Origin of the sequence: Arthrobacter sp. JUb115 (assembly GCF_004365035.1) — a bacterium.
Taxonomy (GTDB): Bacteria; Actinomycetota; Actinomycetes; order Actinomycetales; family Micrococcaceae; genus Glutamicibacter.
The window spans coordinates 25,951-37,827 of sequence record NZ_SOBS01000007.1; the positions used below are offsets into that span (position 1 = coordinate 25,951).

Annotated in this window: 11 protein-coding genes; 9 read left to right on the top strand and 2 right to left on the bottom strand. The window is 57.9% G+C overall.

The window, feature by feature from the left end; all coding sequences use genetic code 11:
* Positions 1-44 precede the first annotated feature (44 nt).
* The 9 genes from EDF61_RS12810 to EDF61_RS12850 all read left to right on the top strand — a co-directional run bounded on the left by EDF61_RS12810 (position 45) and on the right by EDF61_RS12850 (position 9,177).
* Positions 45-1,676 carry an ABC transporter substrate-binding protein gene (locus tag EDF61_RS12810; RefSeq protein ID WP_286172243.1) on the top strand — a complete coding sequence of 544 codons (1,632 nt, stop codon included), beginning with the start codon at positions 45-47 and terminating at the stop codon, positions 1,674-1,676.
* An 11-nt stretch (positions 1,677-1,687) separates the two neighbouring features.
* On the top strand, positions 1,688-2,644 hold the full coding sequence (locus EDF61_RS12815; RefSeq protein ID WP_133834321.1) for an ABC transporter permease: 957 nt from the start codon (positions 1,688-1,690) through the stop codon (positions 2,642-2,644).
* Positions 2,645-2,853: 209 nt separating this feature from the next.
* Complete coding sequence (locus EDF61_RS12820) at positions 2,854-3,546, top strand: ABC transporter permease (RefSeq protein WP_286172245.1); 693 nt, start codon at positions 2,854-2,856, stop codon at positions 3,544-3,546.
* A gap of 28 nt (positions 3,547-3,574) precedes the next feature.
* Positions 3,575-5,197, top strand: coding sequence for an ABC transporter ATP-binding protein (locus EDF61_RS12825; protein ID WP_133834323.1), 1,623 nt, complete (start codon positions 3,575-3,577; stop codon positions 5,195-5,197).
* Positions 5,198-5,235: 38 nt separating this feature from the next.
* Positions 5,236-6,477: an acyl-CoA dehydrogenase family protein gene (locus EDF61_RS12830; RefSeq protein WP_133834324.1), complete on the top strand. Its 1,242-nt coding sequence runs from the start codon at positions 5,236-5,238 to the stop codon at positions 6,475-6,477.
* Positions 6,478-6,479: 2 nt separating this feature from the next.
* Complete coding sequence (locus EDF61_RS12835) at positions 6,480-7,898, top strand: NtaA/DmoA family FMN-dependent monooxygenase (protein ID WP_105657963.1); 1,419 nt, start codon at positions 6,480-6,482, stop codon at positions 7,896-7,898.
* A gap of 104 nt (positions 7,899-8,002) precedes the next feature.
* The gene (locus EDF61_RS12840; protein WP_133834325.1) at positions 8,003-8,419 is read left to right on the top strand and encodes a CoA-binding protein; all 417 of its coding nucleotides are present in this window, start codon (positions 8,003-8,005) and stop codon (positions 8,417-8,419) included.
* A 10-nt stretch (positions 8,420-8,429) separates the two neighbouring features.
* Positions 8,430-8,849 carry an MmcQ/YjbR family DNA-binding protein gene (locus EDF61_RS12845; protein ID WP_133834326.1) on the top strand — a complete coding sequence of 140 codons (420 nt, stop codon included), beginning with the start codon at positions 8,430-8,432 and terminating at the stop codon, positions 8,847-8,849.
* Positions 8,850-8,853: 4 nt separating this feature from the next.
* Positions 8,854-9,177 (top strand): putative quinol monooxygenase, encoded by a 324-nt coding sequence (locus tag EDF61_RS12850; protein ID WP_105657965.1) that lies wholly within the window; start codon positions 8,854-8,856, stop codon positions 9,175-9,177.
* A 70-nt stretch (positions 9,178-9,247) separates the two neighbouring features.
* Here EDF61_RS12850 and EDF61_RS12855 read toward each other — a convergent pair whose 3' ends face one another.
* Positions 9,248-11,281 (bottom strand): bifunctional metallophosphatase/5'-nucleotidase, encoded by a 2,034-nt coding sequence (locus tag EDF61_RS12855; RefSeq protein WP_133834327.1) that lies wholly within the window; start codon positions 11,279-11,281, stop codon positions 9,248-9,250.
* A gap of 175 nt (positions 11,282-11,456) precedes the next feature.
* Positions 11,457-11,669: a hypothetical protein gene (locus tag EDF61_RS12860; protein ID WP_105657967.1), complete on the bottom strand. Its 213-nt coding sequence runs from the start codon at positions 11,667-11,669 to the stop codon at positions 11,457-11,459.
* Positions 11,670-11,877: the final 208 nt, after the last annotated feature.

The following is an 11,877-nucleotide window of genomic DNA, read 5'->3' on the forward strand; positions in this document are numbered from 1 at the left end:
TATGCGTAATCCTCGGGGCACCAACCGAGAGGACATCTGTAACCATGCGTACAGCACATTTTGGCCTGAAGGCCACTGCAATCCTTGCCGTTCTGGGCTTGTCACTCACTGCATGCGGAAACAACGCCAATACTACTGGCGCCGCTGAAGCAGCAGCCGATCCAGGGGAACCAGTAGAAGGCGGTACCTTCACTTTTGCTGAAGTTACCCCCATCAACAATTGGCAGACTCAGGCAGCGCGTTTCTATGAGAAGGCCAACGTACTGAATTCCGTCCTTGATCGCCTGACCTACTACGACGTGGAAGCTGGCAAGCTGGTTGGCTGGATCGCCAGCGGATTCGAAGCCAACGATGCCAAGACCGAGTTCACGTTCACCATTCGCGACGGAGTCACCTTCTCAGACGGATCCAAACTGGATGCCAAAGCCGTGAAACTGAACCTGGACGCGCTGGGTCAGGGCATCAAGGAAGCTCAGATTGCACCGAACGTTGACTTTGCCGCCTACAAGTCGGCAGAGGTCGTTGGGGACAACAAGGTCAAGGTCACGCTCAAGCGTCCGGATGCCAATTTCCTTCGGGCGACTTCTTCAGTAACTGCTGGATTGGTGTCCCCGAAAACCCTTGAACTGGATAACGCCGCGCAGTCCTCGATCTCCAAGATCGTTGGTTCCGGACCGTTTGTCTTTGAATCGGAAAAGCCTGATGAAGAAGTGGTTTTCACCAGCCGCGATGACTACGCTTGGGCACCAGAATCTGCCTCTAACCAGGGCGATGCATACCTGGATACCTTGGTTATCAAATACCTTCCTGAGGTAGCTAGCCGTGCCGGGGCAGTTCAGTCCGCGCAGGTAGATCTCGTCCGAGGCTTGCAACCGGTGGACGAACAAGTGCTGGGTACCAACGGTGGCAAGGTGTTAGCTGCTGAAGGCGTAGACCTGACCAGCAACCACGCAGCAGTACGTGTTGGCTCGGGAAAGCTTGAAGACGTCAAAGTCCGCCAAGCGCTGCAGATTGCAATCGACCGCCAGGCCATTAAGGAAACCGTTCTCTCGGATAGCTACGTCATCTCCGGATCGATCCTGAACCATAAGGCTCCAGGTTTCGTAGACCTATCTTCCGAACTGGCGTACAACCCAGAAAAGGCCAAGCAATTATTGGATGAAGCCGGTTGGAAGCCGGGCGCGGATGGCATTCGCGAGAAGGACGGAAAGAAACTGGAAGTAACGGTCTCCACCTCCAATAACTCCGTGGTCATCAAGCCAGCGTTCGAACTGATTGAACAGCAATGGCGAGAGATTGGCGTCCAGCTGGTCAACCGCGCGGCGGACAATACTTTCCTGACCAACGCGCTTGTCGACGACAAAGTGGAGTTCTTCGGCACCCGCCAGTTCGCATACGGCGGACTGGGCCCGGTCTACGCAACTGCGAACAACAATCAGACACTTCGCGCCGATCCTGAACTGAACAAGCTTTTCGCCGAAGAGCAGTCAGCAACCACCGAAGAAGAGCACCTGAAGTTGGTGGAAGAAGAACAGCGTACCCTGGTGCTTGACCAAGCCTTGACCTTGATTCTTTGGGACGAAGTTCAGGTCTATGGGGCCAATAACTCCGCCAACGTTGAATTCACTTCCGGTACCGCACCAATCTTCCAAGGTGCTTGGAAGAACGACGGCTAGGAACCGAGCTCATGGGCATTTACATCGCAAAACGATTGGGACAGGCAATATTGGTCATTTGGCTGGCCTACACGGCGGTTTTCATCGCTGTGCAGGCCTTGCCGAATGACCCGGTCACGATCTTCCTGAGCACTGACTCAGCCGCGGATCCGGCCACCATTGCACAGATGAAGGCGTACTACGGATACGACCAGCCGGTCTTCGTGCAGTACTTCACGCAGCTGCTGGGATTGCTTCGCGGAGATCTCGGATATTCCTTGTCCAGCGGTTCGGAAGTAGCGAATCGAATCGGTGAAGTAGCTGGATCCACCCTGATTCTGGCTGGCAGCGCATTCGTTTTGTCGGTGGTATTCGCCCTGATCATCGCCTCAGCGGCGAGCCTGTCCAAGGGCGAAAAACTGCGCAAGACGCTGCTGAATCTGCCACCGCTAATGGTGTCCATTCCTGTTTTCTGGTTGGGCCTGGTGCTCCTGCAGCTGCTGGCAGTGCAGCTCGGAGTGATGTCACTGTTCCCGGACGGCTCATTCATGTCGCTGGCAGTGCCTATCTTCGTACTCGCCGTGCACCTGAGCGCTCCGATCGCCCAGGTGCTAATCAAAAGCGTGCAGGAAGTTAATAGGCAGCCATTCATCGACGTGCTGAGAGCCAAAGGCGCCAGCGAAGCGTGGATCTTCTACAGGCACACCTTGAAGAACGCGGCCCCTGCCGCACTAGCCATTGCGGGTATCACCATTGGCGCTCTGCTTGCTGGTTCGGTTATCACGGAGACGGTGTTTTCGCGTGCAGGATTAGGCCAGCTGATCTTGCAGTCAGTTACCGCGCAGGATATCCCATTGGTCCAAGGACTGGTGCTTCTGACAGCCATTGTCTTCACGGGGGTCAACTTGCTGGTAGATCTCATCCACCCTCAGATTGATCCGCGAATCGTCGCTTCGACAAGCAGGTCAACCCGCTCGCTGGTTGCATAAGGAAAGAAGGACTAATGACTCTCTTGACCAAGCACATTGGATCAGTGGCCAATGAAGATCAGCGCCAAGTTCCAACCAGCACTGTAACCAGTCAACGTAATCCAGCAGTACGCTGGTTAGCTGCCTGGTGGGTTCTCATTCCGCTGTTCTTATTTGCGGCGTGGGCTTTCTTCCCTTCGTTCTTTACTGGACAAGACCCAATTACGGGTGTGCCGGCTGACAAACTGCTAGCGCCAAATGCGGAGCACCTGTTCGGAACAGATCATCTGGGGCGTGACGTATACAGCCGAGTTGTCTACGGAACTCACCAGACACTGCTGACCGCCGGTCTGGCTTGCTTGGTTGGAAGCGTAGTGGGTTCGGTCCTCGGACTGCTGGCGGCGACCGCCGGACGGTTCGCAGACACCGTTGCAATGCGCTTTGTCGATGTTGTCCTGGCAGTTCCTGCCTTCCTGATCGCGCTGATTCTGGTTACCGCAACTGAACCGGGACCGCTGTCCTTGGGCCTAGGTGTGGGTATCGCTTCGATCGCGGCATTCGCTCGCCTCGTGCGCACTGAAGTGCTCAGGGTCCGATCACGCGATTTCGTGCAGGCGGCCTTGATGAGCGGCGGCAAATACTTCACTGTGCTACGTCGCCACATCATCCCGCACATCATCGGTCCGGTTCTCTCCTTGCTGGCTGTAGATCTGGGTGCTGCGATTCTTGCAATTTCCGGTTTGGGGTTCCTGGGCTTCGGCTCGCCACCGCCGACCCCTGAATGGGGACTGCTGATTTCCGAAGGACGCCAGTATCTTTCGGTGGCATGGTGGCTGACCACTTTGCCGGGATTGGTTATCGTGGCGGCGGTAATGCTGACAGCAGTACTGGGACGTGCCATCAACAAGGCATTCCGCTTCTAGCCCTACTCTTTGATGAACGGACAAGACCATGAACGCAACGAACGACGCTTCTTCAGCAGCGATCCGCATTGAAGATCTAACGGTCCAGTACGACCAGGGCACAGTAGCTGCTGACAATATCAATTTGGAAGTCCCCGCGGGGCAGATCATTGCCATTGTTGGTGAATCCGGCTCGGGCAAATCCACCCTGGCCAAGACACTCATCGGTTTATTGCCGCAAAGCGCGAAGGTCAAGGGAAGCGTGCGTTTCGGCGGTACAGAAGTCACTAATCTTTCCATGGCCGATTGGCGTGCGATTCGCGGCGCAGGCATTGGATTAGTTCCACAGGATCCTGGTGCTTCTCTGGATCCGGTGAAGACCATTGGCTCCCAGATCATTGAAGTCTTCCGTTTGCATCCGTCACGTTCAGTTCCCAAGGCGCAATGGCGTTCCAAGGCAATTGAGCTGATGGAGAGCGTTGATATCGACCGTGCGGAAAGCCGACTGGACCAATACCCGCACGAACTCTCTGGTGGCCTGAAGCAGCGCGTGCTGATTGCGATTGCCTTTGCCTTGAACCCTCAGCTGCTCATCGCTGATGAACCAACCAGCGCCTTGGACGTCACCGTGCAACGCACGGTATTGGAAGTTTTCGTGTCACTGGCACGCCAGAGGGGAACCACAGTCCTCTTTGTCACCCATGATCTTGCTGTTGCGACTGACATTGCGGACCGCGTACTGGTGATGAATTCTGGCCGGATCCTGGAGGACCGCAGCGTTCCAGCGTTGGTAGCGCAAAGCACCGAACCATATACCAAGGCACTGCTCGATCAGGCCTATGCGCATCAGGATCGACAGCAACCTTCAGACTCGGAGGATATGGCAATCACTGTGGATGGCCTCAGCAAGGTCTTCGGCAAAGGCCGCGACGAACACCAAGTTCTTTCCAACGTCAGTTTTGAAGTGCAGCGAGGCACCACGTTCTCGCTGGTCGGCGAATCGGGTTCAGGAAAATCCACTACAGCCAAAATCATCATGGGAATGCACCCAGCCACCGAAGGTTCGGTGTTGGTCAACGGAAAAGAAGTTGCCGGCATCAGCGGCAAACAGCGCTATGATCTGTGGCGGGAAGCGCAATTGGTCTACCAGAACCCTGACTCGGCACTTGACCCCCGCCAGGCAATCGGCTCGATCATCGCTGAGCCAATGGTCAACTACCGCCTGGGTGATAGTGCTTGGCGTGCGAAGCGTACAGCGCAGCTGATGGAACAAGTGAACCTTCCTGAACAGCTAGTTGGCAGACGTCCGGGTGAACTTTCCGGAGGCCAGCGCCAGCGGGTAGCTATAGCCCGTGCTCTAGCTAGCGGCGCAAAAGTTCTGGTTCTTGATGAAGCATTGAGTGCATTGGATGTACTGACCCAGGAACAGATCCTTGAATTGCTCGACCAGCTGCAACGTGAAGAGCAACTGACCTATCTGTTCATCTCCCACGACCTGCATGTAGTGGAACGGATTAGTCACCGCGTCGGCGTGATGTGCCGAGGGCAAATCGTCGAGTCGGGCACTGTCGAAGAGGTCTACTCCAACCCCCAGCATGAGTACACCAGAACGCTGCTTGCGGCGAATCCCGGCAACGTACTTCGCGAACTGGCCGGCACGCGCAGCGCCTAGCCATTCCAAACCATTTCCCAGATCATAAAGGAGCAACCATGAGCGCTGAAGCCTTGGCAATTTTCCGCCCTTCGTCCCAGCAGCATACCGAAGCGGCTTACCAGGAACTGCTGGCACACTTCAACGAAGTGTTCACCCGTGTCGCGCAGGGCGCTACCGAACGCGAGCAGCAGCGCATCCTGCCTTTCGAGCAGGTGCAGTGGCTCAAGGATGCCGGTTTCACCACGCTGCGTGTGCCAGAAAGCCATGGCGGTTCGCCTATCAGCCACGAGCATCTGTTCCGCTTGCTGATCGAGCTGGCCGCGGCGGACTCGAATGTAGCGCACCTGCTGCGCAGCCACTTCTCCTTCGTCGAAACCATCTCCCTGCAGCCGGCAGAGTTCCAGGACCGCTGGTTCCCACGGGTGCTTGCCGGGGAAATCTTCGGCAACGCTGCGACCGAGCGTGGCGGCAATGCCCTTGGCGCCACCAATACCAAACTGGTCCAGACCGGGCAAGGCTGGGTGCTGCGCGGCGAGAAGTACTACACCACTGGCTCGATCTTCGCCGATTGGGTAGTGGTCATGGCGACCACCGACGGGATTGAGGGGCGCCAATACGCCATCGTCGATCGCCATGCCGAGGGCGTGGAGATCCTTGACGACTGGGATGGCTTCGGCCAGCCGCTGACCGGTACCGGCACCGCGATATTCACTGACGTTGCGGTGGAAGATGCCAATATCATTCAGCGCAAGATAGCTTCCACCCTCGAACCTGCCTTCTTCCAGCTGTGCCTGCTCGCCGTACTGGCAGGTATCGGCAAGGGGGCCCGCAATGCCGCAGCAGGCATCGTTGCCAACCGCACGCGAACCTTCAACACCGGCTCCGGCGCGCTGTTCAAGGATGACGTGCAGATCCAGGAACTTGTCGGCCGTTTGGCGGCCAATGTCTTCGCTGCAGAGAGCATCGTGGTCACCGCAGCCCGGGAACTGGATTCGGCGCTCGACGAAGATCTGGGCTTGGACCCGCAAGCGGCCTACCTGCGCGCAGAGCTTGCCGTCCAGCAAGCCCACGTGGCCACGCCGAAGCTGGTTCTGGACGCCACCAGCGAGCTCTTCGACGTCACCGGGGCCTCGGCGATTTCGACCTCCAAGTCGCTGGACCGCTTCTGGCGCAATGCCCGCACGGTGGCCACCCACAATCCGGTGGCCTTCAAGGCACGCTCGGTGGGGGACTACTTCATCAACGGCAGCATTCCTACTGGTTTGAACTCGATCGGCGAAGCAAAGGCAGGAAAATAATCATGGGTACTTTCAACGAACGCCCGCGCTTGCTGCTTTCGGCCTTCTTGATGAACACCTCCAGCCATATCCTTGGCGGAATGTGGCGCCACCCCGAAGCGCAGCAGCATCGGTTCCATGAACTGGGCCTATGGGTTGACCTGGCCAAGAAGCTGGAAGAGGCAAAGTTCGATTCGCTGTTCTTCGCTGACGTGGTTGGCCTTTACGGCGAGCATGAGGGTGGTTGGGCATCGCACGTACGAAAGGGACTGCAGGTCCCCAGCCATGATCCGCTGGTCCTGCTTTCGGCATTGGCCGCCAGCACCAAGGACATCGGCCTGGCGATGACCAGCTCGGTCATCCAATCCCATCCATTCCAGTTTGCCCGGCAGATCTCCACCCTGGATCACCTCTCGCAGGGGCGTGTGGCCTGGAATATCGTCACCAGCGTACTGGAAAATGCGCACCGCAATTTCGGCGGGAAAGAACTGGTCGGGCATGATGACCGCTACGGTTGGGCCGAAGAATACGTCGACGCCGCCTACAAGCTGTGGGAGGGCTCCTGGGAAGAGGACGCCTTGCTGGCCGACAAGATTTCCGGAATCTACGCAGATCCGGCCAAGGTCAACAAAATCAACCACCGCGGCGACTACTACTCCATTGACGGTCCGCACCTGGCACTGCCAAGTGCCCAGCGCACCCCGTTCCTTTTCCAGGCTGGTTCGTCGGCACGCGGTTCGCAGTTCGCGGCCACTCACGCCGAGGCGACCTTCCTCTTTGCCCCGCACGCACAGTACGTGGCGAAGAAGAATGCCCAGCTGATCGAGCACCTGGCTGCTGCCGGACGCGGCCGCGATGACATCAAGGTCTTTGCCGGCTTGTCCTTCCTCGTCGGTTCCACGGAAGCTGAAGCCAAGGCATTGGAAGCCGAATACGACGAGTACCTGGACTTGGACGCCATCATCGCGCACATCGGCGGCGGTATCGGAGTGGATCTGGGCGGACTGGACCTGGATACCCCGATCGGCCAGATCCAGACCGAGGGCGCGCAGGGAGTACTTGAAGCAGCCCGGGCTTCGGTGCCCGGCGGCAATCCGACCCTGCGCGACTTGGCCTACTACCGCGCCAAGGCACAGCAGATTTCGGGGACCCCGGAACAAATTGTCGATGAGCTCGAACGCTGGCAGGATGCTGGTATCGATGGCCTGAACGTGATGAATCATGTTCTTCCCGGCTCCTACGACAACTTCATTGACGGAGTGCTGCCCGAACTGCGCCGCCGTGGCCTGGCCCAAAGTGGATATGCCGAGGGCAGCCTGCGCCAAAAGGTCTTTGGCCGTGGCGATTACCTGCCCGCGCATCATCCGGCGGCTAAGCACCGCGGGGCGTTCTCGCAGAACAGCGCGGCAGCCACTGGGAAAGCGGTTCAGCTGCAGCAGTGAATTCCGAACGCTTGGAAGGCCAGTGGCATGGGCGGGTCCTGCCAACTGGACGAACTTCAGTACCTGGACGCCAAAAGTGCCAGCGACGCGGTATGGTGTCGTGCATGGACACGCAGCACGTAAATAATTCGGCAACAATCCGCAGGCTGTTGAGCACGCCTGGACGCTGGGCGGTTGTCGGGCTGACCAACAACCCTGCTCGCGTAGCTCCGTCCATCGCCCGTTTCCTGCGTGATGAACTGTCGATGCAGATTATTCCGGTGTCGTTAGGCGCGGAAACTGTAATGGGCGAAGCGGGCTTCGCGAAGCTTGCTGACATTCCAGGCCCCATTGACGTGGTGGATTGCTTCGTGAACTCTTCCAAGGTGGGAGACATCGTTGACCAAGCCATCGCCGTGGGAGCGAAGGCGGTGTGGTTGCAGCTGGGCGTCATTGACGAAGCCGCCGCCCGACGGGCCAAGGATGCGGGACTGGATGTAGTGATGGATACCTGTCCCAAGATCGAGTACCCATTTCGCTAGCGAGGCATTGATGGCAACAACAGCTGGGCAAGAAGAATTGGAAAATGCGTGGACGCAGCTGTGCCTGCGCATGCCGTGCGCTTACGCCGATTATCCCTTTGGCCCTGACAGCACCGTATTCAAGGTGGCGGGCAGGGATCCGGGCAAAGGCAAAATATTTGGGTTGCTCATGCACCTGCAAGGCGAATTGGTGCTGAACCTGAAATGCGAACCGGCTCTGGCAGACCAGCAGCGCAGCGAGCATCCGCAGATCACCGCGGGCTATCACATGAATAAGAAGCACTGGAATTCGGTTCGTGCAGGACTCGACCCGCAACTGATGGGCGAGCTCATCGAGGATTCATACGATTTAGTGGTCGACGGCATGCCCCTAAGGGATAAAGAATACATTCGTTTGCAAGGCGCAATTAACAAGGGAACCCTAGACTAGAGACATGTACTTCATCGTTGTTAAATACCAAGTAAAGCCAGAATCCACCCCGAACTTCATGGGCCATGTCGCTGAATTCACCGCGGCAACCCGCGCCGAAGAGGGCAACATCTTCTTCGATTGGTCCGTGAGCGTCGAAGACCCCAACGAATTCGTCCTGGTTGAGGCCTTCCGCGATGACGAAGCCGCGGCAAACCACGTGAACTCCGCCCACTTCGCAGCCGGTCTTGAGTCCATGCGACCACACCTGGTCTCCACCCCGAAGATCGTTTCCCGCAAGGTAGACGGCGAAGGCTGGGATTCCATGGGCGAACTGGTCATCGACTAAGTTATTGGGACAAAGGCAAAGGGAAGAACCTCTTGGTTCTTCCCTTTGCCTTTATCTTTGCCCTTGGGCTCTAGCGTCCGGCCTTGTTGCCGAAGCGGCGTATCAGTACCAAGGCGATGCCTGCCAGGACAACGACACCGGCGACGATGCCGATCCAGCTGGTGCCGAATCCGGTATCGGCTAGATCTTCGGAGTCCCGGTTCTGGGAATCATCCTTCTGCTCGTCCTTAGGCTCGCCAGACGAGTCAGGGGACCGGGTCGCGTCCCCAGTTGGCTCTGGCGAACTGGTAGGTTCTTCGGTCGCGTCGTCGGTTGCATCCTCAGATGGTTCCGGCGATTCAGTTGGCTCCCCGGTTGGCTCATCCGAAGGATCCGGCGACTGCGTTGGCGCAACAGGCTCTTGCAGGACCGCGCGGCCCAGCGGAGCCGGCTCAACAACGTCATGTGCCTTGAAGTAGTTCACGGTGGCGTCCAAATCGATCTGGCCGGAGTCAGCATGATCGGTGCCGGCGGCAAACGCGGCGAAGTTATCGCCACCGGTAGCCAGGAATGCATTGGCTGCGACACGGAAGGTTGCTTCCTCGTCCAGCGGCTCGCCCTTGAAGGTGATGTCCTTGATGTGCTCGCCCTGGGCAGCATCCTCGACGTAGGTGTAGGCGAGACCCTCGGAAATGCCCAGATGCAGCTTGTTGCGTTCCGAACCTGCAGGCTGCCACTGCTGCTCCAGGGCCTCGCGGATCTGCTCCCCGGTGAGGTTGAAGGTGATCAGGGTGTTGGCGAATGGCTGGACCTCGGCTGCGGCCTTGTAGGACACTGTGCCATCTTGGCCGTAGAGCAGGTCGGCACGCAGGCCGCCTGGGTTCATGAATGCGATCTCGGCTGGTTCGCTGGCGAAATCCTCATTAGAGGTAGCCCATAGGTGGATGTCGGCTACGGTGTTGCCCAGGGTGGATTCAACGCCTCGGTCCTGGCCGGGTTCTTCTCCACCACGAAGGATGTCTTCAGAGATGGCGCCGATCTTCACGCTGCCGACCACTTCAGCTTCCGCTTCAGCGGCGCTAACGATTTCTGCGACCTCGGCATTGGCATCAAAGTTGCCCACCCATTCGCCGTCAGCGCCCTCGGTTGCCAAGGCGATGCGCTCGGTAGCGGCCTCGGTGACTTCGCCAGTCTCAGGATCTACCTGCAAGGAAACCTTGCCCAAAGTGGTGCCGTACTGGTGGGACTGGATCACCGGGCGGCCCGCGATTTCGCAGTCGTAGGACTGGTGGGTGTGGCCCGAGAAGATCGCGTCGATCTCGTTGCTGGCCTCGCGAACGAGCTCGCCATAGGCGCTGTCTTCTTCGGCAATATCTGCGCACTGATCGCCAGCGGAACCGTTGTGGGTCAGCAGCACCACTACATCTGCCTCGCCGTTCGCTTCATCGCCATCGGAGAGCTGCTCAGCTACACGGTTCGCTGCTTCCAGTTCGCTGCCGAAATCCAGGTCGGCGATGCCAGCTGGGGAAACCAGTGAAGGCATGTCTTCGGTAACGGTGCCAATGAAGCCCACGGAAATACCGGAGATCTCGCGGATCGCGTATTCCTGGAGGGCAGGAGCCGTGGTGCCCTTTTCATAGACATTGGCGCCCAGTGCGAAGTCTGCGCCGTTGACACCGCTGGAATCGGCGTAGCTGTCGATGACGCGTCCGGTCAGGTCCGCGAATCCCTTGTCGAACTCGTGGTTGCCTACTGCCGAGACATCCAGGCCGCCAGCACCCAGGGCAGCGATGGTTGGTTCGTCATCCTGCGAGGCGGAAGCGAAGGTTGAGGCGCCGATGTTATCGCCGGCGGAGACGAATAGGGTGTTTTCGTTTTCTGCACGCATTCCATCTACAGCACCGGACAGCACAGCAGCGCCGGCAGAGCTTCTGTCAGCAGAAATGCGGCCATGGAAGTCATTGATGCCAACTAGATCAATGGTGACGGCTTCAGTACCCGCGGCTGGCGACAGGGAAGCACTCTGCGTGGATGTAGCCTGAGCTGTTGCGGCACCGGTGGCGGCCAGCGAAATCGTTGCCAGCGAAGCGAGACCGAGTTTTCTTATCTGCCTGAATGCAGGCATGGGTACTCCTAAAAGTGACGAGTGTGACAAGACATATGTCTATCGCATCTGAATGAACCTGTCGATGCTTTGGCGTTAAATTTAGGTGCAGAAGTACAAGTACTGTCGGTTATTCAACAGAAGCAACCTCCCAGCCATAGGCCAAGAGGTTGCTTCTGATTAGAGGAGTATGCAGTTATTGCTGACGCTTATGCCGCGGGTCACCTGCGGTGACGGTGGAAGTTCCAAGGATCGCACTCAGCAGAAGCATGGCTGCTCCAATGAACATGAGGGTGGAGACGACCCAGCAGGCAGTGGCTGCCTCGCGCTGCGTGGTGGTCAGTGCAAAACTGAAGATGCACACGCTGGAAACCAGTAGGAGGACTCCGGGGATTCGTGTCTTCATCATGCGCCCTTGCAGTAGAGGATCAGGCCAAGCCATCGCAGAACATAATCGCTAACGTGTTGAATAATATCCATTTTGCCACAAGTCCATCGATTTGACGATAAGCCTTAAGGTGGATGTTTCCGTGCGATGTCCTGCGTACGGCTATGAGGGCCGGCGAAGCTGCCTGACTGCTAGATGCAGGATTTGAGGATGTTCCCGATCGCGGTGT